This is a genomic window from Kitasatospora sp. NPDC058190 (assembly GCF_042883685.1).
GTDB lineage: Bacteria > Actinomycetota > Actinomycetes > Streptomycetales > Streptomycetaceae > Kitasatospora.
Genome location: NZ_JBHVVI010000044.1, coordinates 34,359 through 57,961, shown reverse-complemented (window position 1 = coordinate 57,961; position 23,603 = coordinate 34,359). Strand labels below are relative to the sequence as shown.

At 70.7% G+C, this 23,603-nt stretch carries 25 protein-coding genes and 7 pseudogenes; 25 read left to right on the top strand and 7 right to left on the bottom strand.

From position 1 onward, the window contains the following. Nucleotides 1-11: 11 nt before the first annotated feature. Both ACFVWU_RS21160 and ACFVWU_RS21155 read left to right on the top strand, forming a co-directional pair. Nucleotides 12-407 (top strand): STAS domain-containing protein, encoded by a 396-nt coding sequence (locus ACFVWU_RS21160; protein WP_387623087.1) that lies wholly within the window; start codon nucleotides 12-14, stop codon nucleotides 405-407. A 10-nt stretch (nucleotides 408-417) separates the two neighbouring features. Then, nucleotides 418-651, top strand: coding sequence for a DUF6296 family protein (locus tag ACFVWU_RS21155; RefSeq protein WP_387623084.1), 234 nt, complete (start codon nucleotides 418-420; stop codon nucleotides 649-651). Between the two features lie 433 nt (nucleotides 652-1,084). On the opposite strand, the pseudogene ACFVWU_RS21150 reads toward ACFVWU_RS21155, so the two are convergent. Next, nucleotides 1,085-1,303, bottom strand: a pseudogene (locus ACFVWU_RS21150) (hypothetical protein); the annotation flags it as partial. A 548-nt stretch (nucleotides 1,304-1,851) separates the two neighbouring features. Between ACFVWU_RS21150 and ACFVWU_RS21145 the strand changes: the two are divergent. The 3 genes from ACFVWU_RS21145 to ACFVWU_RS21135 are packed head-to-tail and all read left to right on the top strand — an operon-like array spanning nucleotide 1,852 to nucleotide 5,530. Further along, nucleotides 1,852-2,424: a (2Fe-2S)-binding protein gene (locus ACFVWU_RS21145; protein WP_387623081.1), complete on the top strand. Its 573-nt coding sequence runs from the start codon at nucleotides 1,852-1,854 to the stop codon at nucleotides 2,422-2,424. Further along, nucleotides 2,421-3,422 (top strand): FAD binding domain-containing protein, encoded by a 1,002-nt coding sequence (locus ACFVWU_RS21140; protein WP_387623078.1) that lies wholly within the window; start codon nucleotides 2,421-2,423, stop codon nucleotides 3,420-3,422. The genes ACFVWU_RS21145 and ACFVWU_RS21140 overlap by 4 nt, the downstream gene beginning before the upstream one ends. Then, nucleotides 3,422-5,530 carry a xanthine dehydrogenase family protein molybdopterin-binding subunit gene (locus tag ACFVWU_RS21135; protein ID WP_387623076.1) on the top strand — a complete coding sequence of 703 codons (2,109 nt, stop codon included), beginning with the start codon at nucleotides 3,422-3,424 and terminating at the stop codon, nucleotides 5,528-5,530. The genes ACFVWU_RS21140 and ACFVWU_RS21135 overlap by 1 nt, the downstream gene beginning before the upstream one ends. A gap of 445 nt (nucleotides 5,531-5,975) precedes the next feature. Here the strand turns inward: ACFVWU_RS21135 and ACFVWU_RS21130 are convergent, their stop codons facing one another. Then, complete coding sequence (locus tag ACFVWU_RS21130) at nucleotides 5,976-6,149, bottom strand: CsbD family protein (RefSeq protein ID WP_387623073.1); 174 nt, start codon at nucleotides 6,147-6,149, stop codon at nucleotides 5,976-5,978. Between the two features lie 186 nt (nucleotides 6,150-6,335). Between ACFVWU_RS21130 and ACFVWU_RS21125 the strand changes: the two genes are divergently transcribed. After that, nucleotides 6,336-6,731: a thiol-disulfide oxidoreductase DCC family protein gene (locus ACFVWU_RS21125; RefSeq protein ID WP_387623070.1), complete on the top strand. Its 396-nt coding sequence runs from the start codon at nucleotides 6,336-6,338 to the stop codon at nucleotides 6,729-6,731. 135 nt (nucleotides 6,732-6,866) lie between these two features. On the opposite strand, the pseudogene ACFVWU_RS21120 reads toward ACFVWU_RS21125, so the two are convergent. After that, nucleotides 6,867-8,078 (bottom strand): annotated as a pseudogene (locus ACFVWU_RS21120) (IS3 family transposase). Nucleotides 8,079-8,157: 79 nt separating this feature from the next. Here ACFVWU_RS21120 and ACFVWU_RS21115 point away from each other — a divergent pair. Next, a pseudogene (locus ACFVWU_RS21115) lies at nucleotides 8,158-8,806 on the top strand (metallophosphoesterase). A 526-nt stretch (nucleotides 8,807-9,332) separates the two neighbouring features. Here the strand turns inward: ACFVWU_RS21115 and ACFVWU_RS21110 are convergent. After that, nucleotides 9,333-9,791 (bottom strand): annotated as a pseudogene (locus ACFVWU_RS21110) (IS5/IS1182 family transposase); the annotation flags it as partial. Between the two features lie 368 nt (nucleotides 9,792-10,159). Beyond that, a complete protein-coding gene (locus ACFVWU_RS21105) occupies nucleotides 10,160-10,360 on the bottom strand; it encodes a hypothetical protein (protein ID WP_387623067.1) in 201 nt (66 codons plus the stop codon). Between the two features lie 9 nt (nucleotides 10,361-10,369). Between ACFVWU_RS21105 and ACFVWU_RS21100 the strand changes: the two genes are divergently transcribed. Beyond that, nucleotides 10,370-10,936, top strand: a complete 567-nt coding sequence (locus ACFVWU_RS21100; RefSeq protein WP_387623064.1) for an STAS domain-containing protein — start codon at nucleotides 10,370-10,372, stop codon at nucleotides 10,934-10,936. Then, nucleotides 10,927-11,415: an ATP-binding protein gene (locus ACFVWU_RS21095; RefSeq protein ID WP_387623061.1), complete on the top strand. Its 489-nt coding sequence runs from the start codon at nucleotides 10,927-10,929 to the stop codon at nucleotides 11,413-11,415. Before ACFVWU_RS21100 ends, ACFVWU_RS21095 begins: the two co-directional genes overlap by 10 nt. A gap of 251 nt (nucleotides 11,416-11,666) precedes the next feature. Here ACFVWU_RS21095 and ACFVWU_RS21090 read toward each other — a convergent pair. Next, a pseudogene (locus tag ACFVWU_RS21090) lies at nucleotides 11,667-12,011 on the bottom strand (plasmid stabilization protein). 172 nt (nucleotides 12,012-12,183) lie between these two features. Between ACFVWU_RS21090 and ACFVWU_RS21085 the strand changes: the two are divergent. From ACFVWU_RS21085 to ACFVWU_RS21015, 15 genes and pseudogenes are all read left to right on the top strand, one after another. Continuing rightward, nucleotides 12,184-13,101, top strand: a complete 918-nt coding sequence (locus ACFVWU_RS21085; protein ID WP_387623058.1) for a SigB/SigF/SigG family RNA polymerase sigma factor — start codon at nucleotides 12,184-12,186, stop codon at nucleotides 13,099-13,101. A gap of 69 nt (nucleotides 13,102-13,170) precedes the next feature. Beyond that, nucleotides 13,171-14,979 (top strand): thiamine pyrophosphate-requiring protein, encoded by a 1,809-nt coding sequence (locus ACFVWU_RS21080; protein WP_387623055.1) that lies wholly within the window; start codon nucleotides 13,171-13,173, stop codon nucleotides 14,977-14,979. 102 nt (nucleotides 14,980-15,081) lie between these two features. Next, nucleotides 15,082-15,802, top strand: a pseudogene (locus tag ACFVWU_RS21075) (enolase C-terminal domain-like protein). Further along, on the top strand, nucleotides 15,771-16,124 hold the full coding sequence (locus tag ACFVWU_RS21070; protein WP_387623052.1) for an STAS domain-containing protein: 354 nt from the start codon (nucleotides 15,771-15,773) through the stop codon (nucleotides 16,122-16,124). Before ACFVWU_RS21075 ends, ACFVWU_RS21070 begins: the two are co-directional and overlap by 32 nt. A 16-nt stretch (nucleotides 16,125-16,140) precedes the next feature. After that, complete coding sequence (locus ACFVWU_RS21065) at nucleotides 16,141-16,626, top strand: HAD family hydrolase (protein ID WP_387623049.1); 486 nt, start codon at nucleotides 16,141-16,143, stop codon at nucleotides 16,624-16,626. Then, a pseudogene (locus tag ACFVWU_RS21060) lies at nucleotides 16,613-16,663 on the top strand (hypothetical protein); the annotation flags it as partial. The gene ACFVWU_RS21065 and the pseudogene ACFVWU_RS21060, both read left to right, overlap by 14 nt. A 428-nt stretch (nucleotides 16,664-17,091) precedes the next feature. Continuing rightward, a complete protein-coding gene (locus ACFVWU_RS21055) occupies nucleotides 17,092-17,415 on the top strand; it encodes a SpoIIE family protein phosphatase (protein WP_387623047.1) in 324 nt (107 codons plus the stop codon). Between the two features lie 120 nt (nucleotides 17,416-17,535). Next, the gene (locus tag ACFVWU_RS21050; RefSeq protein WP_387623044.1) at nucleotides 17,536-18,195 is read left to right on the top strand and encodes a nucleotidyltransferase domain-containing protein; all 660 of its coding nucleotides are present in this window, start codon (nucleotides 17,536-17,538) and stop codon (nucleotides 18,193-18,195) included. Further along, nucleotides 18,192-18,446 carry a BON domain-containing protein gene (locus tag ACFVWU_RS21045; protein WP_387623041.1) on the top strand — a complete coding sequence of 85 codons (255 nt, stop codon included), beginning with the start codon at nucleotides 18,192-18,194 and terminating at the stop codon, nucleotides 18,444-18,446. Before ACFVWU_RS21050 ends, ACFVWU_RS21045 begins: the two co-directional genes overlap by 4 nt. Then, entirely contained in the window at nucleotides 18,443-19,174 is a 732-nt protein-coding gene (locus ACFVWU_RS21040; protein WP_387623038.1) for a metallophosphoesterase, read from the top strand. Before ACFVWU_RS21045 ends, ACFVWU_RS21040 begins: the two co-directional genes overlap by 4 nt. 13 nt (nucleotides 19,175-19,187) lie before the next feature. Then, entirely contained in the window at nucleotides 19,188-19,829 is a 642-nt protein-coding gene (locus tag ACFVWU_RS21035; RefSeq protein WP_387623035.1) for a DedA family protein, read from the top strand. A gap of 415 nt (nucleotides 19,830-20,244) precedes the next feature. Continuing rightward, on the top strand, nucleotides 20,245-20,469 hold the full coding sequence (locus ACFVWU_RS21030; protein ID WP_387623033.1) for a DUF6480 family protein: 225 nt from the start codon (nucleotides 20,245-20,247) through the stop codon (nucleotides 20,467-20,469). 319 nt (nucleotides 20,470-20,788) lie between these two features. Beyond that, nucleotides 20,789-21,247 (top strand): SRPBCC family protein, encoded by a 459-nt coding sequence (locus tag ACFVWU_RS21025; protein WP_387623031.1) that lies wholly within the window; start codon nucleotides 20,789-20,791, stop codon nucleotides 21,245-21,247. 171 nt (nucleotides 21,248-21,418) lie between these two features. Further along, a complete protein-coding gene (locus ACFVWU_RS21020; protein WP_387623028.1) occupies nucleotides 21,419-21,856 on the top strand; it encodes a hypothetical protein in 438 nt (145 codons plus the stop codon). Between the two features lie 29 nt (nucleotides 21,857-21,885). Next, nucleotides 21,886-22,098 carry a DUF6296 family protein gene (locus ACFVWU_RS21015; protein WP_387623025.1) on the top strand — a complete coding sequence of 71 codons (213 nt, stop codon included), beginning with the start codon at nucleotides 21,886-21,888 and terminating at the stop codon, nucleotides 22,096-22,098. Between the two features lie 55 nt (nucleotides 22,099-22,153). Here ACFVWU_RS21015 and ACFVWU_RS21010 read toward each other — a convergent pair whose 3' ends face one another. Next, nucleotides 22,154-22,510, bottom strand: a complete 357-nt coding sequence (locus ACFVWU_RS21010) for a CBS domain-containing protein (protein WP_387623022.1) — start codon at nucleotides 22,508-22,510, stop codon at nucleotides 22,154-22,156. A 224-nt stretch (nucleotides 22,511-22,734) separates the two neighbouring features. On the opposite strand from ACFVWU_RS21010, the gene ACFVWU_RS21005 reads away from it, so the two are divergent. After that, entirely contained in the window at nucleotides 22,735-23,061 is a 327-nt protein-coding gene (locus ACFVWU_RS21005) for a hypothetical protein (RefSeq protein ID WP_387623019.1), read from the top strand. Nucleotides 23,062-23,603 lie beyond the last annotated feature (542 nt).

The following is a 23,603-nucleotide window of genomic DNA, read 5'->3' as shown; positions in this document are numbered from 1 at the left end:
CGGTGAGTTCCATGCACAAGCACGCAGACGACCTGCAGGTCACCACACCGCGCCTGCGGATCACCACCACCACGGTCCCCGGGACGGCGGTGATCGTCCATCTCGACGGCGAGGTCGACCAGGAGGACCGCGGCACACTCGAGAACGTCCTCACGAAGGCGGTCACCGACCGGCCTCCTCGGCTGATCGTCGACCTGGCCGGCCTGGTGTTCTGCTACTCCGTGTGCCTCAATGCCCTGCTCACCGCACGCCAGGACGCGAACGCCGCAGGCGTGGAGATGCTGCTGGCCGCAGCTACGCCGCAGACCATGCGGCTCCTGGAGATCACCGGCGCCGACGAGGTCTTCACCATCCACCCCAGCGTCCGCGCGGCCCTGACCGACGCCACCAACCGGCGAACAGAATGACGAGGCCATCATGAACGCCCCCTCGCGCTACGCGGTGACTCTGCCAGGCGTTCCCGGCCGACACGGCCCGCCCGAAGTCGTCATCGTCCACGCCACCGGAACCATGACGGCCGACGGGGGCCCGGTGTACGCGGACACGGCCGGCACCTTCCAAGTGGAAATCATCGGCGAGATGGCCCGGCCACTCGCGGAACCGGCCGGGTCCGGCCAGCACACCTGCCTGCACGCCCAGCCCCTACCCTGACGACCCTCGCTCCGAGACGGTGCGCGGGTGGGGCGTTCACGGGGCGACCGGGTGAAGCCGAGGATCCAGCCCAGCGTGCGGGCCGCACCCGCGGCGCGAGCGCGCTCAGGGCCGGGCCGAGTACGGTCGCGAGCGGCCCCGATCGCGGCCGCTCTGCGTCCCTCGCGCCGTAACCCGCAGCCCACCTGGCCGCCCGGTTAGGCCCGTGCCATGGCCGGACACTTCGGGCAGGTCGTTACGGTAGTTGGCCGCGGAGCTGTTCCTACGGGGTCGTTGGATCCTGTGGCAGACCCCCCGGATCACCGGCAGCGGCCGGGGTACCGCTGCCGCCGACGGTTCCCTCCTCAGGGACCGTGGCGGCGCCTCCGCCGGTGCCCGCGACGGTCTCTTCGCCAGTGCCGGTGGCGGTGCCCGCACCGATGCCCGTGGCGGGCAGGCGGGCGGCGAGCAGCCGCTTGCCTATCTCGGCGCCCTTGCGGCTGTCGGCCTGCGCCTTGCGGAACAGCTCCGCGACCTCGCTGTCGCCCTCCCGCTCGGCATCCTGCACGTAGGTCTCCATGCGCAGCGCGTTACTCAGACACGCCTCGACGTACCAGAGCAGGTTGTAGTCCTTATCCTTGGTGCCGGTGACGTGACCGGTCTCCTCGTTCATGATCCCCACGGTCCTTCCACGCCCCCAGTGGGCGTCGGCCTGCCGGCCGGCGCGCAGGACGCACCCACGCGTCTGCCCGCAGGTCGGGCAGTTACCCGGAAGCCACAGCGTCTTTCACGGATGGCGGCGCCGAAACTCGGCGCAGCGGGCACGAGGCGCCGGTCACGGCCCGGGCGGGGCACAGCACCAGCCCACAGACAGCGGGAGCATGAGCGGGATCGGCGGCCCACAAATATGGAGCGGCACAGTGGACTCACGAGGCCGGGCATGGGAACTCGCCGGTGCTCCGGTGAAGCTCCCCACCTCACTCGACTCACCCATCCGTCCCCGCGGCTGGCCGTCGAGGAGAAGCCAGCCACCGTCGAGCCGCTCGACGCCATCCCGGCCGGTCCGGCCAGGCCGAGGACCTCAGCGCGGCCCCGCCGAATATGCAACGGCAGCGTCAACGCAGACACCACCGTGCTCGCCTCCCTGCCGTCCTGCCGCCACCTGTGTGACTCGGCGTCATGTGCCGAGTGAGCGTGGCCGGCGCAGGGAAATATCGTGCGATGAAGAGGGAAATCACCGTGCAAGTCGATGGGATCCCGCGTCGGCTGACCGTCGACACGCACACCACGCTGCTCGATGCCCTGCGTGAACGGCTTGGGGTGACTAGCCCCAAGAAGGGCTGTGATCACGGACAGTGCGGCGCGTGCACAGTGCTGTCCGGCGGGCGACGCGTGTTGAGCTGTCTCACGCTCGCGGTCACCCAAGACGGCGCCGAGGTCGTGACCGCCGAAGGGCTCGCCGCCAACGTGACCACCGCCGGTGGACAGCACGCCAACGGCGACCTGCACCCAGTGCAGAGAGCTTTCATCGACTGCGACGCGTTCCAGTGTGGCTACTGCACCCCTGGGCAGGTGGTCTCCGCAGTCGGGGCGCTCGACGAGTTCGCGAAGGGTTGGCCGAGCGCCGTCACCAAGGGCCTAGGGGCACCGCGACTGGACCGCGCCGAGGTGGCCGAGCGCATGAGCGGCAATCTGTGCCGCTGCGCGGCCTACGTCAACATCGTGACCGCCGTGCGGCAGGCGGGTGGGGCGTCCCCCGCCCAGCAGGCAGCCGACAGGAGGGAGGCTGGGTGAAGCCGTTCGATTACCTCAGCCCCGCCGACGCTGCGGCCGCCGTGCGCGGCGTCGCCGGAAATCCGGGCGCGGTGTTCCTCGGCGGCGGTACGAATCTGGTGGACCATCTCAAGCTGGGCGTCGTCGAACCCGGTGTGGTCGTCGGCACCGCTGGTCTTCTGCCCGCCGAGATCGAGGAAATCGGCGACGGCGCCCTCAGGATCGGCGCGGGTGTCAGCAACAGTGAACTCGCTGCGGATCCGCGGGTGCGCGAGCGGTTCCCGGTGCTATCGCAGGCGCTGCTGTCGGGTGCATCGGGGCAGTTGCGCAACATGGCCACCGTCGGAGGCAACCCGCTGCAGCGGACCCGCTGCGTCTATTTCCAGGACGTCACGACACCGTGCAACAAGCGGGAGCCGGGCTCGGGCTGTTCCGCGATCGGAGGGTGGACCCGTAACCATGCGATCCTCGGCGCGTCCGAGCACTGCATCGCGGTCCACCCGTCCGATATGGCCGTGGCGATGGCCGCGCTCGAGGCGCGGGTCCGAGTGCTCGGCCCGGACGGCGAGCGCACGATCCCCTTCGTCGACCTACACCGGCTGCCCGGCGACACTCCCGAGCGCGACACGGTGCTCGAGCACGGTGAGTTGATCACCGCGATCGACTTGCCAGCGCTGCCCATCGCCCGCCGATCGGCCTACCGCAAGGTGCGCGACCGTGCCTCGTACGCGTTCGCTCTGGTCAGCGTGGCCGCAGCGCTCGATGTCGAGAGCGGCGTGATCGTGGACGCGCGCGTCGCGTTCGGCGGCGTCGCGCACGCGCCGTGGCGCGCGTACAGGGCCGAGGAGACGCTGCGGGGCTCCACGGCGTCGGTCAGGAGCTACCGGGCCGCCGCGGACGCGGAACTCGCCGACGCCCGGCCAGCCGAGGGGCTGTACGGCGGCAACGCGTTCAAGATCCCCCTGCTGCGCCGCACCCTTGCCGCCACCTTGCGCGGACTGGCAGGCGAGGACACCTGATGACGTTTCCGAGCGAACCGGACGCCGTCGGACGCGACCTGCCCCGCCGGGACGGGGCCGCCAAGGTCCTGGGCGTCGCCACCTACGCCTATGAGACTCCGTTGGCGAACGCCGCCGACCTGTACGTCGTCCAGGCCACGATCGCCCGGGGACGCGTCACGGAGCTGGACACCACTGCCGCCGAAGCACTCGACGGTGTGGTCGCGGTGCTCACCCCCGGCAATGCAGAGCGCCTGGCTTCCACCGAGGACAGGGAGCTGGCGGTCCTGCAGGACGAGGAGGTCGCCTTCCGCGGCCAGGTCGTCGCCGTGGTCGTCGCCGACAGCTCCGAGGTGGCGCGGCACGCAGCCGCTCTCGTCCGGGTCGGCTACGCGCAGGGGGCCCACGACGCCGAGCTGAGGGCCGACCGCGACGATCTGTACACACCCGAGACGGTGAGCCCGGACTTTCCCACTGACACCGCCGAGGGCAACGTCGACGCCGCGATGGCAGCTGCGGAGGTGACCGTGGAGGAGACGTACACCACTGCGATGTACCACAACAACCCGATGGAGCCGCACGCCACGGCGGCGTTGTGGGACCCGGCGGGTGACGGCTTCCTCACCCTGTGGGACTCCACACAGGGCGTTCATCCGACGCGCGCCGCCTTGGCGTCGGTCTTCGGTCTCGATGAGGCACGGGTCCGGGTCGTCTGCCCGTACGTCGGGGGAGGGTTCGGGTCCAAGGGGCAACCACACGTCAACGTGGTGCTCGCGGCGCTGGCCGCGCGCGCGGTCCCCGGCCGGCCCGTGCGGCTGGCCCTGACCCGACAGCAGATGTTCTCCCTCGCCGGCTACCGCACGCCGACCATCCAGCGGTGCCGCCTCGGTGCCAACCGGGGCGGCACGCTCACCGCCATCGCCATCGATGTCGTCGAACAGACGTCACGCATCAAGGAGTTCGCCGAGCAGACCGGTGTCCCCGCGCGCATGATGTACGCCGCGCCGAACCGGCGGACCACGCACCGACTCGCCGCCCTCGACGTCCCGGTGCCGTCCTGGATGCGCGCCCCCGGCGAGTGTCCCGGCATGTTCGGCCCCGAGGTGGCCATGGACGAGCTGGCCGAGCGCCTGGGCATGGACCCGATCGAACTGCGGATCCGTAACGAGCCCGACGTCGAACCCGGCTCGGGCAAGCCCTTCTCCAGCCGCAACCTCATCGGCTGCCTACGGGCGGGCGCAGCGCGGTTCGGCTGGTCGAGGCGGGACCCGCGGCCCGGCGTGCGCCGCAGCGGCGACTGGCTGGTCGGTACGGGCGTCGCGGCCTCCACCTACCCGGTCAACCGCATGCCGGAGTCGACCGCGACGATCCGGCGGGAAGGGGAGCACTACGTCGTCGAGATCGGCGCGGCCGACCTCGGCACCGGTACGTGGACGACGCTGCCGCAGATCGCCGCGGACGCGCTCGGTGTACCGGTGGCTCGCGTGGACGCGCGAATTGGCGACACCTGCTATCCGATGGCGTCGGTGGCCGGGGGTTCCTCAGGCATGACGACGTGGGGCTCGGCCGTGGTCGAGGCCGCGCGCGCCTTCCGCGACAAGTACGGGACCGAGCCGCCGGACGGGGCCCAGGCGTCCGGCTCCGTCGGGCCGCCCGACGACCGCTACGCGATGCACGCCTTCGGGGCGCAGTTCGCCGAAGCGCACATCCACGCGGATACGGGCGAGGTCCGCGTGCCACGCCTGCTGGGCGTGTTCGCCGCGGGCCGGATCATCAATCCGCGCACGGCGCGGTCGCAGTTCATCGGCGGGATGACGATGGGGCTGTCCATGGCGCTGCACGAGAACAGCGTGGTCGACCCCCGCACCGGCCATGTCGTCAACCACGACTTCGCCGAATACCACATCACGGCCAGCGCGGACGTCGACGAGATCGAGGCGTACTGGCTCCCCGAGCACGACCCCCACGTCAACGCCATGGGGTCCAAGGGCATCGGGGAGATCGGCATCGTCGGCACGGCCGCCGCGGTGTCGAACGCGGTGTGGCACGCCTGCGGCGTGCGCGTACGGGACCTGCCGATCACGCTGGACAAGGTCCTGCACGCACTGGAGGATCAGCCCGAGCGATGACGCCACACCCGCCCACCAGACACCCGGTCACCCACACCAAAGGTCCAGACAACACGGCCAGCGAAGTCCATTCCACGCCCACCAACACCAGGTGAGACCTGGCCAGGACGCTTCCACGTGGGGCAGAGCTTCTCGTGCAAGGAGCTGGCCTCCCACCATGGGTCGTAAAGCCTTTCGCGCCGGCGCTACTTCCGTCCCTTGCCGACGGCGGGTGGGGGCGCCACAGCGCCCCGCCAGCCACTGGCTGGGGGAGGATGGGCTCGGCCCAACGAGCCACGCCGAAGGACGGTGGTGGCGGCGGAGCGTCGGGTGCAAGTGCAGCGGCGCACCCCTCTGATCCGGTGAAGTCGAGGGCAGGACGCACGCACGCAACGAGAACGCACGCACGGAGGTCCGTCTCCCAACACCACTAGTGCCGGGAGGCGGATTTACCTTCAGTGTCTGGTCAGTGCTTGAGGGCATCCTTTGCCTTCTGGCCGGCTTGGAGCATGTCACCCTTGACCTGCTCGGCTTTGCCCTTGGCCGTGAGGGTCTCGTTTCCGACGGCCTTGCCGGCAGCTTCCTTGACCTTGCCCTTAACGGTCTTTGCCGTGTGTTCCATCTTCTTACCTGCGCCCATGACCATCCTCCTCATGAACTCGGATTCTTGTGCTGCGTCTGCCCCGTATCGGCACACTCATGCCCGAAAATCTATGGAATTTAGCGCGAGGTGGCCGTCGACCCACGACCCACTTGGGTCAAGCCGGGCGGCGCGGGGGCGGCCAGGGGGGAAGAATGAAGGCATGGGTAATGGTTCCGGGATCCGTTGCTGATCTTTGATGGGGACTGTCCGTGGTGCTCGAAATGGGTCCGGTGGGCGATGCGTTCCCCGGGAGCGAGTCGGTCCGCGGGCGGATGGGAAGCGATGGCCTTCCAGATCGCGGATCTGCCGGCACTTGACAAATGGCTTGGCGGGTGGGGTGTGATGACGCCCGCCCGGTGCCGGCATCATCTGCTGTGGGTCACACCCAGGGGAAGGCTGTATTCGGGCGTGGAGGCGTGCGCGAGGCTACTGATGCGCTCGCACGGCCCATGGGCGTATCTGGGCGGTCTTCTGGCCCTGGCGCCAGTCAGGGCACTGGTCGGCCTCGTGGCGCTGCCAGTGGCTCAGTACAGGCACCGGACCTACCGCCATTCCCTTCCCGCGCCGCTGGATCGATGATCTGGTCGGCCAGTCAAGTACCTGGTCGAGTCTCTAACGCCGAGCATCCGTCGGGCGCATCGTGAGCGACGCCTTGGCGGACCTGACGGGTCCGCACCGACATCGGGGGCTCCCTCCGAGGTGTGGACACCAGTGCTATGCGGCGAGTGCCAGCGTAACTGATCGTTGTTCGAACTCGATCGGGCTGAGGTAGTTCAGCGCGGAGTGCCTCCTGCGGGTGTTGTAGCGGGTGATCCAGCGGAAAACCGCCAGGCGGGCGGCGCGGGGCTTCGGGCCAGCGCTTCGCGCCTTGGAGGGTCTCCCGTTTCAGCGTGGAGTTGAACGCCTCGGCGGCGGCGTTGTCCGCGCTCGTTCCGACCGCGCCGCGGCTCCTGGTGACGCCCAACTCCCGGCAGATGTCGGCGAATTCCTTCGACACGTACTGCCCGTTGTCGCTGTGGAAGATCGCGCCGTCCAGGCTTCCGCCCCGGGCGGCGGCCGCCGCCTTGAGCGCGTCCGTGACCAGCTCGGTCCGCATGTGATCTGCGATCGACCAGCCCACCAGGCGCTTGGAGCACAGGTCCAACACCGTTGCCAAGTAGAGGAATTGCCCGTCACCGACCGGGAGATAGGTGATGTCCCCGACGTAGCGGGTGTTCGGCTGAGCGGCGGTGAAGTCGCGTCCCAGCAGGTCCGGAACCGGCACCGCCGAAGGCTCGGGGACGGTGGTGCGGACCTTCTTGCGCAGGTGCACGCCGACGATGCCCCGCTCGCGCATCACCCGCTCGACGCGCTTGCGGTTGACCCGGCACCCGGCATGTCGCAGCTCGGCGGTCACCCGCGGGCTGCCGTAGGTGCCGTCCGTCTCGGCATGGATCGCGCGGATCCGATCGGCGAGCTCGTCATCGGCCTGTCTGCGGGCCTCACGGGCCGGCGCGGCGGCCAGCCACCGGTAGAACCCGGACCGGGAAACCTCCAGCACCCGGCACAGCCGCTTCACCCCGAAGGCGTCTCGATGGTCCTCAACGAACTGGAAGCGACTCATCACCAGTTCGTCTCCCCGGCGAAATACTTCGCCGCCCGGCGCAGGATGTCCCGCTCCAGCTCAAGCTCCCGTATCCGGGCCCTGAGCTGCTTGTTCTCTTGCTCCAACACGGTGCCGGAGCCTACCGGGGCGCCCGAACCGAAAGCCGGAACGCTCTCGGCATCCTCCCGGCCCCGGGCACGGTGGGCGCTGATCCAGTTCTTCAGGGTCTCGTGGTTGACCCCGAGATCATCGGCGACGGAGCGAATCGTGCGCCCCGGCTCCGATAGGTACAGCGCCACGGCGTCCGCCTTGAACTCCGGCGAGTACACCTTCATCACCACAGGGGGACTCCTCTTCCTCTGGATCTCCGTGATCCAGTGTCTGGGGTGTCCACTTCGGGTGGAAGGTCCATCGCCGTGGCTGACGACTGTCCCCCGGGCCGGCGCGGAGGACCTGCCGGGACTCCTGCGGCCTGCCTTCGCCATCCTCGCCGACCAGGCCGACCTGTTGCTGCTGGCCGGCGACCTCACCTGGCACGGGACCTCGAGGAGGCGGCGGTGGGGTGGAGGTCGCCGGTCTGCCCGTTCCGGTGATCGCCGTCCTCGGCGACCACGACAACGATGCCGACCGGACGGACGAGGTACTGCCCGCCCACGGGGTCCAGGTGCTGGAACGCAGCGCGACCGTGGTCCGGGCGGACCGGCGGCTGGTCGGCGTGGCCGGTACGAAGGGTTTCGGCGGCGGGCGGGTTCGCCGGCAGGAGGCGGCGAGTTCGGCGAGCCCGAGACGAAGGCCTTCATCCGACACACTGGCGGTGTGCGGACGGCGGAGCGCGCTGGAAAGGGATGGCGGCTGAGGGCTGCGACGTGAGGATCGCGCTGACGCACTTCGCCCTGGTGTTGGACGCGCTGGCCAGGGAGCCGCCCGAGATCTCCCTGTTCCTCGGTAGCCACCACCTCGCCGAGGCGATCGCCGAGGCCACAACGTGGCCCAGCCGGTCATCGGTCGCGCGTTCGCGGTCTACCGGCTGCACGGACCGGACGAACGGTCCGGCGGCGGAGAGCGTTAGGGGCGGACTGGTCCGGGTACGCGCGAGACGGCGGGGGCGGTCGAACCGGAACGGAAAGGACTCCACCATGTTGTTGCTAGGACTTCTGCTGATGGCGGCATCCGGGGCCTTCGTCGGGCTGCTGATCGCGGACAACCTCGCCGGTGGGCCCGAGTACCAGGTGACGATCCTGGGCAACCACCTGGTGACGCTCAACACCCTGGGCGTCTTCCTGTCCGGAGTGGCACTTGCGCTGATCTTCTGCCTGGGCGTGGCCGTGATGTCGCTGGCCCGGCGGGCCTGGGTCGTGGGCACGCGACCGACGGTCTACCGCGAGGCCGGAACGGTGCCGCCGCCGATATCCGCACGACCCGCCGCGCCGGAGGCCGGCGAGGCGGCGCCGCCGGAGGAACGGGCCGCCCGACAAGGCGATCGGGCCGTCGCTGCAACACCGGTCCAGCCCTCGCGGAGGGGCCGGATTCGGCACCTGCTCGGTCACTGACCGCGCGACGCGCGGGCTGTAAGAAGTCATCTCATTTGGAGAGCCTCCGAGTGCAGATGAGGGGTACTGCGATGCTGGTGAAGACGGCGAAGTGGTCGGCCTTGCGACGAGCGGGATCAGGGCCTGGCTGCCGTGGACGTTGGCCGCGGAGATCGCGAGCGACAGGGGTAAACCGGTGCGTTTGGTGAGCAGGCGGATCTTCGACCCGTACCAGGATTCGGACCTGTCAGCTCCCCTTTTTTGAGGGCTCTCATGTTCACCGAGTCGACCGCGCACCTCGACCAGTCCAGTTCGCCCCGCGCCGAGCTCGTCCAGGACGACCCGATGGAGCTTGGCCCAGACCCGGGCCTTGCTCCACTCGGTGAAGCGCCCGGTGGGCGGTAGGACCGGACGGGCCGAAACAGGGCGGCAGCTGAGCTCAGGTACCCCGAGGTATCGGCGCTGCCCACGACCCTGCGGGCGGGTCGGCGCCGCAGGCACCACCAACTGGAACAGCTCCCACAACTCGTCCGGCCAGGCGCTCCACGATCATCACGCCCAACCATCCAAATGAGATGGATTCTAGGACGATCACGAACACCCTGCCTCGGGCGCCGCCCCGAGCACCTGGCACGACGACGGCTCCATGGGAGTCCTGGCCGTGACCTCCCGACAAATGCTCGTGACCGCTCACCGCCCCGCAGGCGGTTGGCCCGGTCGGCGTCCACCGGACCGGGCGGCAGGGTGCGGACCGCGTCGGCCGCGGTCTGGAAGGCGCGGACGCGGCAGGTCGACGCGTCGTTCCACTCCAGGAGGAAGGCGATCCGTTGAAGCGCCTCCGTCGGGTCCATCGCGGCGCCCGCCTCAAGATTCGTCGTCCGGTGCGCCGCCGCTCACCGCCCCCGGGTGAGCGCGCGGGCGGCGGCCCCGAGGAGCACCACCCCGCCGGTGGCGAGCAGGCCGTGGTGCTGGGAGGCCCACAGCTGGGCACTGTGCTCGCGGGCCTCGTTCATCCAGCGGGAGCGGACCGGCGTCATGGTGATCGCCTCCGCCTTCTGTATGTGGGCGCGTGTAGCCACGATGGTCGTGGGCAAACGCGGGGCATGGACGAGGATCAAGTGGTGTGCCCGGCCGCACCCGGGACGACGGCCCTTGAATACCCGATTGTCCGTGCCGCGCGGCATGATGGTCGGGACGGCACGTCGCCATCCCCGCCGGTCAGGGGGCGCGCCATGCAACGGCCAGCCGAAGATCCCGCCAGCGCTGAGGGGGAGCAGGACAGCAAGGGTCTGCGCGTCGCGGTGGGCCGCAAGGGACCGGTGTGGATCGTCACCGTCACCGGAGAGCTGGACCACGACTCGGCGGATGGGCTGCGCACCGCGCTTTCCCGCCCCGGTGACGACGGCATCGAGCGGATCGTGGTCGACCTGGCGGACCTGCGATTCTGCAACTCCGCGGGCCTGAACATCCTGCTGCGTGCCCGGATTGAGACCGAGGCCGCCAGGCTGCGCCTGGAACTCGCGGGTCTGCGCCCGATCGTGGCGCGGGTGTTCGGGGTTGATGGCGTGCTGCGGATCCACCCCGATCTCAAGTCGGCGCTGAACTCGGCCGGCGGACCGTCCGCGGACGGGGGCGAAAGGGATAAGGGCGGAAGCCCCGAATGGACATGAGAGGACCCAGCACGCACCGCTCCGGGCGAGCACCAGCAGCCGCCGGGGAGACGAAGCGGCTCGCGTTCCCCGGCAGCGAGGGCGCGGTTCAACGCAGCCGTGAGTTCAGCCGGGAGGCCCTGCGGTCCTGGCGCTGGCTGCCCGCCGTCGACGACGAGGAGCGGGCCGCCGCCGAGGACGTCCTGCTGATGGTCTCGGAACTGGTCACCAACGCCTGTCTGCACGCCCCCGGCGGGCCGCGTGAACTGCGGCTGAACTGGAACGGCTCCCGGCTGCGGGTGGAGGTCGCCGACGCCAGCCCGGTGCCGCCACGGCTGCGTCCGTCCGTCGACCCGGGCCGGCCGGGCGGGCACGGCCTGCGGGTGGTCGACCGGCTCTCCCGCGCTTGGGGCAGCGTGCGCGAGGACGGCGGGAAGCTGGTCTGGCTGGAGGTGCCATCCCCGCTCGACCGTCGCGTTGTCGACCTTCACGAGCAGTGAAGCAGTGAGTTGACGGTCGGTCAGCGCTGTCCGGGGTGCGGTTCGGGTGGCGGTGCCGGATCGGGGTCCGGGTAGGGCTCGGGCCTGGGGAACGGCGGAATGGGCGGCGGGGGCGTCGTCGGATCCGGTTCCTCGCCCGGCCGCGGCGCCGGGTTGGGGTGGGGGATCGGTTCGGTGTCCGGATCCGGGGGCGTCGGAATGGTCATGGCGCACCTTCGTCGGGAGTGCCGGTTGGGCTCGTCGGGGTAACCTCAGCGGCCCAGCGCGTGGGCCAGTTGGCGCTTGTTCATCTTCGAACGGCCCTTGATGTTGCGGTGCTTGGCCTCGTTGTACAGCTGGTCGTAGCTCGGGCCCTGGTGGTCTTAGGTCGGGCCCTGGGCGCCCTTGTGGGAGCGCTGTCCGCCGCGGCGACTCGACGACATGTCATGGGTCGAGCTGCGGCTCCTGCTCTTCGACTCGCCGTGCCGGGCGCGTTCCTTATTGACCGTCCGGGCCGCGATCTCCTTGGCCCGCTTCTCGCTCTCTCCCCGATCGAGCGCGCTCTCCTTGATGTGCTCGTACTGGCGTTCCCGCTTGGGGCTGGATCCTCGGGGCATGACCGCCCCCTCCTCTCAGGGTCGAGGTCGTTGCCTGAATGCGTATACCCGGATAAAACACAAGAAATCGTATGAAACATGAATTCGATGTCGCGTGTTGGGTAGAACATCCATGCGGCGGTCATGGCGGTCGATCGGCCGCCCGGCACCCCGACGACATCTGGAGAGACCGGTGTCCACCTCCCTGGAAACAGCTCACCCCGGCGACCGGGACGTCGTCGTCCCCTCGGGCACCCCACCCGACCTTCCGCCGAGACCCACCGAGGCCGAACTGCGCTCGATGGGCAAGACCGAGGCGCGTGAACTCAGCGACGCGCTGTTCGGGCGCCTGGCCGGGCTCGCCCGGGAGACGCACGCCTACAGCTATGTGCGCGGCACGATCATCGAGCTCAACATGCCCCTGGTCCGCTTCATCGCCGGCCGCTTCCGGTACCGCGCCGAGGGAATGGAGGACATCCTCCAGGTCGGCACGATCGGCCTGATCAAGGCTGTCGACGGCTTCGATCCTGACCGCGGCGTCGAGTTCGTCACCTACGCCATCCCCACCATCGCCGGGGAGATCAAGCGCTTCTTCCGCGACACCTCCTGGCCCGTCCGGGTGCCCCGCAGGATGCAGGAGCTGCACGTGACGGTGGCCCGCGGATCCGACCGGCTGGAGCAGGAACTCGGCCGCCTCCCACACCTCGAGGAGATCGCCGAGGACCTCCACATCACCGTCGAACAGGCCACCGAGGGACTGGTCGCCGGCCGGGTCCACCGCCCCAGCTCCCTAGACGCGCTGCGCGACCAGAAGACCGACGAGTCCGGCAGCGCGCTGGTGGACCGCCTCGGCCGCTGTGACCCCGGCATCGAACTCGCCGACTTCCGCACCGCCGTACGCCCGCTGCTCGCCGAACTGCCGCGGCGCGAGCAGATTGTCCTCAAGCTCCGCTTCTGGGACGGCTGGACGCAGTCCCAGATCGCGGCCCGGATCGGCGTCTCCCAGATGCACGTCTCCCGACTGCTCACCGCCACCCTGGCCCGGCTGCGCGAGCAGCTGGAGGACCGCGACGCCCCGGGCTGGCGGGACGAGTTGGAGGAATCGGTCTGACTTCCATGTTTCTGGCCCCCCGTAGCGGATAACCGCTGCGGGGGGCCGTCGGCGTGAAGGAGAAGCATCGTGTCCCCGAAAGTTTCCGATCACATTCTGGAGCGGCTGCGCGCCTGGGACGTCGAGTATGTCTTCGGCTACCCCGGCGATGGCATCAACGGGCTGCTCTCGGCTTGGGGCCGAGCCGAGAACCACCCGGTGTTCGTCCAGGCCCGGCACGAGGAGATGGCCGCGTTCGAGGCCGTCGGTTACGCCAAGTTCTCCGGCCGCACCGGGGTGTGCGCGGCGACCTCGGGCCCGGGCGCGATCCATCTGCTGAACGGGCTGTACGACGCGAAGCTCGACCATGTTCCGGTGGTGGCCGTGGTGGGGCAGACGGACCGCAGCGCTATGGGCGGCTCCTACCAGCAGGAAGTCGACCTGCTGAGCCTGTTCAAGGACGTCGCTGCCGAGTACTGCCAAATGGTGACGGTGCCTGAGCAGCTGCCCAACGTCGTCGACCGCGCGATGCGCACCGCCGCCGCGCGGCGCACGCCGACCGCCGTCATCGTGCCCGCCGACGTCCAGGAGCTGGACTACAGCCCGCCGCAGCACGCCTTCAAGATGGTGCCCTCCAGCCTGGGCACCCCGCACTGGACCGTCGTCCCCGAGGAGGACGAGGTGCGCCGGGCCGCCGACGTGCTCAACTCGGGCCGCAAGGTCGCGATGCTGGTCGGCCAAGGCGCGCGGCACGCCCGGCGGCAGGTGCAGGAGACGGCCGAACGGCTCGGCGCTGGCGTCGCCAAGGCGCTGCTCGGCAAGGACGCGCTGCCCGATGTCCTGCCCTACGTCACCGGGTCGATCGGCCTGCTCGGCACCCGCCCCTCCTACGAGTTGATGCGCGACTGCGACACCCTGCTCACGGTCGGCTCCAGTTTTCCGTACACCCAGTTCCTGCCCGAGTTCGGTCAGGCCAGGGGCGTGCAGATCGACCTCGACCCGTTCATGGTCGGGCTCCGCTACCCCTACGAGGTCAACCTCGTCGGCGACGCCGCCTGCACGCTGGACGCACTGCTGCCGCTGCTGATCCGCAAGGAGGACCGCAGCTGGCAGCGCACTGTCTGCGACAACACGGAGCGCTGGTGGGAGGTCATGGAGCGGCGGGCGGAGGTCGAGGCGTTCCCGATCAACCCCGAGTACGCGATCCACGCCTTGGACCACCTTCTGCCCGACGACGCCATGGTCGCCGCCGACTCCGGCTCCGCCGCCAACTGGTACGCCCGTCACCTGCGCTTCCGCGGCGGGATGCGTGGCTCACTGTCCGGCACCCTGGCCACGATGGGCTCGGGCGTGCCGTACGCGATCGGTGCCAAGTTCGCGCACCCGGCCCGGCCGGCGATCGCCATCGTCGGTGACGGCGCGATGCAGATGAACGGCCTCGCCGAGCTGATCACCGTCGCCAAGTACTGGCGGCAGTGGGAGGACCCGCGGCTGGTGGTGGCGGTGCTCAACAACCGCGACCTCAATCAGGTCACCTGGGAGATGCGGGCCATGCAGGGCGCGCCGAGCTTCCGGCCCTCCCAGGAGCTGCCGGACGTCGACTACGCGGGCTTCGCCCGTCGCACCCTGGGCCTGGCCGCCGAGCGTGCCGTCGACCGGGGAGACGTGTCCGACGGCTGGCGGCACGCCCTGGCCGCCGACCGGCCGTTCGTGCTGGAGCTGCGCACCGACCCGGCCGTGCCGCCGATCCCGCCGCACGCGAGCTGGGAGCAGATCCAGGCCGCTGCGGAGTCCGGGCTGCGCGGGGACGAGGACCGCGCCGCCGTGGTCCGCCAGGGGTTCAGGGCCAAGGTCCAGGAACTCCTGCCCTCCTTCGGAGGCCGCCATGTCCATCGTTGACCTGGTCCAACGCAGTATTGACCTGGCCCTGCGCAACATCCGCACCGGGCACTTCCAGCGCTCGCTCGCCCTGGCCGCCGCCGCGGGCTCGGTGCGCGCCGCCTGGCCCGTCCGCGTGCACGGCAGCGGCGGCTTCACCACCTACTCCGCCGGACAGCAGGAACGCCAACTGCGCCACTGGACCGAGGATCAGGGCATCCCCGCGTCAAGGTCAAGATCGGCGAGTCCTGGGGCGCCCGCGAACACCGCGACCTCAAACGGGTCCGCGCCGCCCGTACCGCCGTCGGCGACCTCGTCGAGCTCTACACTGACGCCAACGGCGGCTACCGGCGCAAACAGGCCGTCCGGATCAGCATCGCCCTCGCCGACGAGGGCGTCACCCGGTTCGAGGAAGCCGTTTCCTCCGATAACCTCACCGGCCTGCGCGCCGTACGCGACGCCGACCCGCCTGACGCCACCGCGGGGGAGTACGGCTGCGACCTGGCCTACTTCGCCTGGATGCTCCGCCGTCGACTGCCTCCAGGCCGACGCCACCCGCTGCGACGGCCTCACCGGCTGGCTGCGCGCCGCCGCCCTCGCCCAGGCGTACGGCCTGGACGTCTCCGCCCACTACACCGCCCGCCTGCACGGCCACGCTGCCGCGACCGTACCCAACTGCCGCCACCTGGAGGATTCCACGACCACGTCCGTATCGAGCGGGGCGCCGACGGCGCGCCCGGCCACGGGCTGCGCCTGGCCGCCGCCTACCGCACCGGATGACGCGCCGGGCCGACGGAACGGAAGGAGCCGACATGGCAAACAGCCCGCTATCGGAACCCCGTGACGGGCTCGTCACCCGGAGCAGGCCGTGGGCCGAAGGCACCCTGCTCACCCTCCTCGGGGAGCTCGACCGCGACTCGGCCGACGACCTGCGGAGCGCGCTCGACGACGCGTTGCGACCGCCCGGCACCGTGCTGGTGATCGACTGCGCCGGGCTGGGCTTCTGCGACTCCACCGGCCTTAATACCCTGCTCCGGGCCCAGGCCCGCGCAGCTGCGGAGGGCAGCCGCATCGATCTGGCCCGCCCCCGGCCGATGGTCCGGTGGATGCTCCAACGGACGGGCACCGCCGAACTGTTCACCATCCGTGACACCCTGCCGGCCTGACGGGACGGAGGAGGCCATGACGACCGCGGTAGCACTCCTCGACGTCGACGGCACCCTGCTCGACACCGCGTACTTCCACACCCTCGCCTGGTGGGAGGCCCTGCGGCAGTACGACCGCACCATTCCCACCGCCCGGGTCCACCGGGCCGTCGGCATGGGCGCCGACCAACTCCTCGACTATCTGCTCGGGGCCGCCCGCGACCCGGGAGACGACGAGGGGATCACCACCGCCACCGACGCCCTCTACGCCCGGGTTCTCGCCCCACATCCAGCCGTTGCCGCGCGCCGCCGAGCTGCTGCGCGTCTGTGCTGGCAGGTCATCCTCGCCAGCTCGGCCTCCGAACCGGAGCTCGCGGTGCTGCGCCGGGCGCTCGACGCGGACGACGTGATCACCGCGGCCACCTCGGCCGCCGACGCGGCGGCGACCAACCGGCGCCGATCTGGTCCGGGCCGCCATGGACCGCGCGGGCGCGGAGCCCGGTCACGCCGTGTTCGTCGGTGACACCGTCTCGGATGTGACGGCGGCAGCCCGGGCCGGGGTCGCCTGCATCGCGGTGGAGACCGGTGGCTTCGTCGGGGTGGACCTCGGCGCGGGCGCCGCCGAGGTCCACCGCGACACCGCCGAGCTGCTGGCCGACCTGAAGCGCAGCCTGCTCGCCCGCCTCCGGACTGACCCCTGTCTGGGCTGTCACCCTGCGTTCGCCGGTTGCACAGTGGGAGCAGGGCGGCAAGCGCCGTCCTCGGGCAGGGGAGCACCGGCGGCGCTCCCCCTGAACGTGGCGGAACCGGGCGGTTGCTGGCCGTCGGGGACGTGGCCGGGCACGGGCGTCGGTGCGGCCACTGGGATGGTGGCGCTGCGACACGCGCTGCGCGGCCCCGCCGTCACCGGGGCGGGCCCGGCACGGCTGCTGAAGTGGGTGAACCCGGTAGCCCTGCGCGCGTCCGGCCAGGTCACCGCCACTGTCGTGTGCGCTGTTCGATCCGGCCGGCGGCGATCTACGCTGGGGCCCGGGCCGGGCACCTGCCGCCGATCCTGGTCGGCCCGGACGGCGCCGAGGTGCTGCCGCTGCCGCACGCCGTGCTGCTCGGCGCGCTGGACGACGCCCGGTTCGAGGAACGAACCATCCGCTTGGCTTTCGGGGACGTCCTGCTGCTCTACACCGACGGTCTGGTGGAGCGCCGGGACCGCCCGGTCGAGGAGTCCGTGGACCAGCTGACTCCGCGCTGTCGGTGCCCCCGGCCCGGACTTGGAGGCCTACCTCGACCGGCTGCTGGAGCTCAGCCCGGCTGACACCGAGGACGACACCTGCTCGGTCGCCGGTCGGGTCGAGTAGCCCGCGCCCGCGTGAACTCCTGCCGCCGGGGTACCCGTGGGAGCGTCCGAACGGACCGTACGGCCGAGGAGGACGCGATGGACCAACGCGTCGAACAACCCGATCCGCCCCGGTCGCCGCGCCTGCGGACGGACGACTGGCCGCTCGGCGATGGCGCCGGGCGCCTGCCGCCCGACCGGACCCAGGCCATCCTGGAGGCGGCGAAGCGGATCGGCTCGCTGCTCAAGGCCAAGGACCACCCGTTCGCCCTGGCTGGCGGGGTCGCCGTCTACGCGCACGGAGCCGTCGTGCGGCTCCAGCACGACGCCGACTTCTGCATCCGCAAGGAGGACGCCGACGCCGTCACCCGCACCCTGCGCGAGGCCGGACTCCAGGTGTTCCTGCCGCCTGAGGACTGGCTGATCAAGGCCCGCTGCCTGGGCCAGGACATCGACCTGATCCTCGAACTCGCCGAACGCCCGGTGACCTCGGAGCTGCTGGACCGCGCGGAGGTGTTGCCGGTGGACTCCGTGCACATGCCGGTGCTCCCCGCCACCGACCTGGTCAGCAGTCTGCTTGCGGCTTTCTCCGAGCACCACTGCGACTTCGGGGCGGTGCTCTCGGTGGTGCGGCCGCTGCGGGAGAAGGTCGATTGGCAACGCGTACGCGCAGAGCGCGGCGACGCGCCGATGCCGGCCGCCTTCCTCTACCTGCTTGAACGGCTCCAGGTGATCGAACCCGAGGAGGCCGTCCGATGAACGGCGCCGACGACACCGAGTACCGGCTCGCCCATCTGCGCGACCGCCTGGCCGACGACGAGGCCGGCGAACTCGGCCTGCGGATCGAACTGCACGGCGCCCACGTCACCGTGTCCGGCACCGTGCCGACCGAGGAGCGCCGGGTCGCCGTCGAGCGCATCGTAGCCGACGTCCTGGCGGGCCTGACGGTGCACACCGACATAGCCCTGGCCGACGGCCGGCCACCGCTCGGCGCGGAGGACCTGCCGTGATCCGGGTCGCCGCTGTCGGGGATGTCCACCTCGGCCCGGACAGCCGCGGCCTGCTGCGGCCCGCTTTCGCCACCGTGGCGGACCTGGCGGACCTGTTGCTGCTGGCCGGCGATCTCACCCGGCACGGGACTCTGGAGGAGGCTGCGGTTGTGGGGGAGGAGGTCGGCGGCCTGCCCGTGCCGGTGATCGCGGTCCTCGGTAACCACGACTACGACGCCGGTCGACCGGACGAGGTCACCCGGATCCTGACCTCGTACGGGGTGCAGGTGTTGGAACGCACGTCGACCGTCGTCCGGGTGGACGGCCGGCTGGTCGGCGTCGCCGGGACGAAGGGTTTCGGCGGTGGATTCGCCGGCCGCAGCGGCAACGAGTTCGGGGAACCCGAGATGAAGGCCTTCATCCGGCACAGTCGGCAGTGCGCGGACGGTCTGCGTACCGCGCTCGACCGGCTGGCGGCCGAGGGGTGCGACCTGCGGATCGCCCTGACCCATTTCGCTCCGGTGCCGGACACCCTGGCCGGGGAGCCGCCCGAGATCTACCCCTTCCTGGGCAGCTACTTGCTCGCCGAGGCGATCGACGCGGGCGGGGCGGACCTGGCCGTCCACGGCCACGCGCACCTCGGCACCGAGCGCGGCCTCACCGCCTCCGGCGTCCGGGTGCGCAACGTCGCCCAGCCGGTCATCCGCCGGGCCTTCGCGGTCTACCGGCTGCGCGCGCCGGTCAGCTGACGAGGTGTGGCCGATGCACTGGATCGTCGACTGGCTGCGCGGCCTGTCCGGCCCGGTCGTGTACGCGGTCATCGCCGGCATGGTCTTCACCGAGGACGCCCTGTTCTTCAGCTTCTTCATCCCCGGCGAGACCGCCGCCGTCCTCGGCGGCTTCATCGCCCATCAGGGTGGTGCCTCCCTCGGCTGGATGGTCTTGGTAGTGGTCTGCGCGGCCGTCCTCGGCGACTCCGCCGGCTATGAGGTCGGCCGTCACCTTGGTCGGGCACTCCTTCGCACCCGTCCGCTGCGGCGCCATGCCAAGCAGGTCGGCACCGTGCAGGATCTGATCCGTCGGCGTGGGCCGGCCGCCGTCTTCGTCGGCCGTTTCATCGCTTTCCTCCGGCCGCTGGTGCCCTCGCTGGCTGGGATGTCCCGCATGCCGTACTGCCGGTTCCTCTTCTACAACGCCCTCGGCGGGGTTGCCTGGGGCATCGGCTTCACCCTCCTCGGTTACTTCGCCGGAGTGGCCTACACCAGCGTGGAGGGAACGGTCGGAGGGGTCGCCGCAATCGCGATCGTCGTGATCATCGCCGTCGCCCTGCTGGTCTGGTACCTGCGGCGGCACCGTTCGCGGGATCATAAGCCGTCGGACGACAGCGGCGGACGAAATCCCTGAACCGTGCGGCCCTGACCGGCCGCACGGACGGTCAGCGCCGCGTCCTCGCCGACCTCGACCAACTCCCACCGGCGCCGTGACGGCCACCGGGCGGGTAGCCGAACTCGGCCGGGCCAAACCCGCTCTGTGGTCGCCGACCTACTCGACCGTCGGCGCGCCACCGGGCTGGCGATCGGCATCACCATGGAGCGGTTCGGGGTGACCCCACACACCGCGATGATCTTGCTCGCGCGGGTGACCCAGCGGCTGAGCACTGACCTCGACACCGTGGTCGGTCGGCTCGCCACCAACTGTCCACCGCCGCCCCCGGACCCCGACGGGGAGGGCCAGGATTCCCGCGACCCGGTGGCGTTTCCGACGGCCCGTTCCGGGCAGCCGCCGCATTGTCGAAACTGCTTCCACCTGGGACGACATCATGACCACGCCAGATCCCGAACCCGACCGCACCCCGGCGCTGGACGAACACGGCGCGCTGCCCGGCGGGGACACCCCGCCGGCCGAGGGGGGAATCCACGGCATCTCCCATCCGGAGCCGGTCGAAGTCCGGCGGGCCTGGGGGCCCTGGCCCGCCGTCTTGATCGTGCTGGTGGCGCTGGCGGTGTCCACGATGCTGGTAGGCATGATCTTCATGCTGGACTGACCCGTGGCCGGACAACCGGCAAGGCGGGGAGGACATTCGGGCACACGGGAAGGGTGACCTCGTCTGGGAGAGCGTGGACGGCTTCCTCCAGGTGGGGATTACCCGCGAGATCGCCACCGTCCTCGCTGCGGTGACACCGCAGGGTCGGCTCACATCTCGCGTACACGGCGACCTCCGAGTCTGGGGCTCAGTCCTGCAACCCGGGGACGCCGCAGTCGGCCACCGCGCCGGACCCGGTGGGATGGTTACGCCGGCCACGGGCGGGCACACGCGCGGTCGGCCGGGAACGTCCCGGTCGCAGCACGCGAGGAGGCCACAGATGAGCATGGTGAAGGAGTCCGTCGACGTCGACGTCCCCCTGCACGCCGCGTACAACCAGTGGACGCTGTTCGAGGAGTTCCCGCGCTTCATGGAGGGCGTCGACTCCGTAACCCAGCTGGACGACCGCCACAACCACTGGCGGACCAGCATCGGCGGCGTCAGCCGGGAGTTCGACACCGAGATCGTCGACCAGCTTCCCGACGAGCGGATCGCCTGGCGGACCACGGACGGCGATGTGGAGCAGAAGGGCGTCGTGACCTTCCAACGGCTCGACGATCGGCACACTCGCATCAACATGGCCATCGACTTCCGGCCCGAGGGCATGGCCGAGAAGGCCGGCGACGTCCTGGGCGTGGTCGACCGCCGGGTGAAGGGGGATCTGGAGCGGTTCAAGGAGTTCATCGAGCAGCGCGGCCGGGAGGAGGGCGGCTGGCGAGGCCGGATCAACCCGGGCTGAGCCCCCGGGGCGCTGTGCGGCTCCGGTCCTCCGGGACCGAGCCGCACACATGCCTGCAGGTAGGACCAGCATCGCGGGCGGCTCGTGAACCGGGACCACTGAAGCGCCTACCCGCCCGGTGCCGCTCACACCGGACGGGTTCGTCCCGCCCGGGCGGGGTAGGCGCGCGGCATGGAGGACATCGGACCCCCGGCGGACGGCTCGTCCGCCGACGACGTGGAAGCGCTCGACCTGTGCGACCACTGCGGTCAGGCCGTCCCCGAGACGGACCTGCTCAGCGCGCTGGTGCCGGACTCATCAGCGCTGCATCCGACCGACCCCAACCTGGACGGCAAGAGGGTGATCATCGCCTGCTCCGTGGACCACCTCGCCGAGTTGGTGGCGTACTACCGCCATCGTGTCTTCGTCCCCGAGGAGCAGTGGGCGGGGAGGGTCTGCCGGGCGCTCACGGACTGCGACGGACCCGTCCCGCTCGGCACGGTCGCCCGGTTGAGCGGCCTGTCCGTACGGCAGGCGGAGCAGGGCGTGGAGTGGCACAACGCCCGCGCCCGCGAGTGGCAGGCGCGCTACGGTGGCCGCGCGGCCACCGACGGGGACGATGACGAGTGACGGGACGACGAGTGACGAAGGGACGAGCCATGAAGACCGCCAAGCACTACCGCCTGGTCGTCACCGACCCCAACCGCGAGATCGTGCTCACCGCCACCGGGGCGATGGGCAGTGAGGGTACCGAGGTGTACGTGGACGACTCCGGCGCCGTCCGTGCCGAGATCGACGGCGAGGGAGAGGTCCGGACGATCATCACCACGCTCCCGCTGGGCCGTCCGGCCCGCGCCGAACCGCTGGACTGAGCCCGTCGGAAGGCCCCGGACGACCCGGTCCGGGGCCCGAATATGCGGATCTGTGTCAGGTATTGGGCGCCGCGTCGCTGATGGCGGCGAGCGCGGAGCCCGGGTCGCGGTCCATCGCGAGGTCGCCGAGCGACACGATACCCACAGCCTGGCCGTCGTCCAGCACGGGCAGGCGGCGCAGGGCGTGTCGGCGCATCAGATCGACGGCATGCTGGACATCGTCGTCCGGAGCGACGCTGACCAGCTCACAACTGCAGACGTCGCCGACGTTCGTGCTGTCCGGGTCCTTGCCCTCGGCGAGCACCCGGACCACCAGGTCGCGATCGGTCACCAGGCCGCACAACTGTCCGTCGTCGGACACCAGTACATCGCCGATGGCGGTGTCGCGCATCCACCGGGCCGCGTCGCGCACCGAGGCCAGCCGGGGGACGGTGACCGTCCGGCGGTCATGACATCCCTGATCTTCTGGGTCATGTCTCCTCCACAGCAGTCGGTCCCCTCTGGAGGGCGTCTGCCCGGCACCCTTGCCAGAAAACCGGCGGCGGGAAGCCGGTCACCGGGGATCAGCCAGCGAGGGCGGCGCGCAGCTTCGCGCGGTGGGCGGTCAGCCAGTTTGGCGAAGCCTGGAGGTGCGGGGTGAGCAGCCGGACGCCGGCCGGGGTCGTGCGGGGCGAGGAAGTGGCGTTCGCACTTGGCGCAGTACTGGAACATGCTCCAGGCCTCTTTGGCACCAGGGAAGTCCTGGGCCTGAAAGGCATCCGGGACCACCAGCCGGTAGGTCACCGGCTCGCCGAGGGCCTTCGTCATAGCCACGGTCATCTTGGTGAGGGTCAGGGCCTCTCCGGCGACACTCACGATGGCGCTGACGGTGCCCCGCCGCAGGACCGCCAGCGTGGTGTGCCCGATGTCCTGAACGGCGATGCCCGCGAGCCGGCTGGTATCCATCAGGAGCAGCAGTCGTAGGGCGAGCGAGACGCACTCGCGGGTGTCGTCCAGGGTCCACCACACCGCTTGCTGGACACCGGCGTTACTCGGTCGCCGGGGCGAGCAGCCTGGGCCTTCTCTCGGTCGGCGGACCTGTGCTCCCAGAAGTTCGTCACCAGGTAGGCGCCGTATACCCGCCGTCGAAGCCCGCTCCAGGCTCCACCCTGGATCACCTCCGCCCCCTCACGCCGAAGTGCCTTCGCGGTGGCCGAGCCGGGTGGCGGGTCACGGCGCGGACAGTGAAGTCCCGGTCCGGTTCGGCGGGATCGCGGCCGCGAGGGCGCCGCCCTGGCGACCGGTCGCGCCGACAACGGCCACTATCTGTGCTGTGTCTCGGTTCCGCCCTCACGGTGCGGCCGTGTCCGCCGCCAGGGCTCCGGCTGGTCCGGTTCGTCCTCGTCCTCCCGGCCCGCCGCGGGCGCGTCGGCGAGCGACGGCCGGGGGCGCGGCTGACCGCTGCCATGCATCGGGGAGCGGTCGGGTTCGTCGTGCGCGGTCTGCCGGTGGCCAGTCCTTCGGCG

What these genes read in the sequence shown, in the direction of transcription:
- ACFVWU_RS21160 (WP_387623087.1), top strand. Translation starts at nt 12, where the DNA reads ATGCACAAGCACGCAGACGACCTGCAGGTCACCACACCGCGCCTGCGG.
- ACFVWU_RS21155 (WP_387623084.1), top strand. Translation starts at nt 418, where the DNA reads ATGAACGCCCCCTCGCGCTACGCGGTGACTCTGCCAGGCGTTCCCGGC.
- ACFVWU_RS21145 (WP_387623081.1), top strand. Translation starts at nt 1,852, where the DNA reads ATGAAGAGGGAAATCACCGTGCAAGTCGATGGGATCCCGCGTCGGCTG.
- ACFVWU_RS21135 (WP_387623076.1), top strand. Translation starts at nt 3,422, where the DNA reads ATGACGTTTCCGAGCGAACCGGACGCCGTCGGACGCGACCTGCCCCGC.
- ACFVWU_RS21130 (WP_387623073.1), bottom strand. Translation starts at nt 6,149, where the DNA reads ATGGGCGCAGGTAAGAAGATGGAACACACGGCAAAGACCGTTAAGGGC.
- ACFVWU_RS21100 (WP_387623064.1), top strand. Translation starts at nt 10,370, where the DNA reads ATGGACGAGGATCAAGTGGTGTGCCCGGCCGCACCCGGGACGACGGCC.
- ACFVWU_RS21095 (WP_387623061.1), top strand. Translation starts at nt 10,927, where the DNA reads ATGGACATGAGAGGACCCAGCACGCACCGCTCCGGGCGAGCACCAGCA.
- ACFVWU_RS21070 (WP_387623052.1), top strand. Translation starts at nt 15,771, where the DNA reads ATGGCAAACAGCCCGCTATCGGAACCCCGTGACGGGCTCGTCACCCGG.
- ACFVWU_RS21065 (WP_387623049.1), top strand. Translation starts at nt 16,141, where the DNA reads ATGACGACCGCGGTAGCACTCCTCGACGTCGACGGCACCCTGCTCGAC.
- ACFVWU_RS21050 (WP_387623044.1), top strand. Translation starts at nt 17,536, where the DNA reads ATGGACCAACGCGTCGAACAACCCGATCCGCCCCGGTCGCCGCGCCTG.
- ACFVWU_RS21045 (WP_387623041.1), top strand. Translation starts at nt 18,192, where the DNA reads ATGAACGGCGCCGACGACACCGAGTACCGGCTCGCCCATCTGCGCGAC.
- ACFVWU_RS21035 (WP_387623035.1), top strand. Translation starts at nt 19,188, where the DNA reads ATGCACTGGATCGTCGACTGGCTGCGCGGCCTGTCCGGCCCGGTCGTG.
- ACFVWU_RS21030 (WP_387623033.1), top strand. Translation starts at nt 20,245, where the DNA reads ATGACCACGCCAGATCCCGAACCCGACCGCACCCCGGCGCTGGACGAA.
- ACFVWU_RS21025 (WP_387623031.1), top strand. Translation starts at nt 20,789, where the DNA reads ATGAGCATGGTGAAGGAGTCCGTCGACGTCGACGTCCCCCTGCACGCC.
- ACFVWU_RS21020 (WP_387623028.1), top strand. Translation starts at nt 21,419, where the DNA reads ATGGAGGACATCGGACCCCCGGCGGACGGCTCGTCCGCCGACGACGTG.
- ACFVWU_RS21015 (WP_387623025.1), top strand. Translation starts at nt 21,886, where the DNA reads ATGAAGACCGCCAAGCACTACCGCCTGGTCGTCACCGACCCCAACCGC.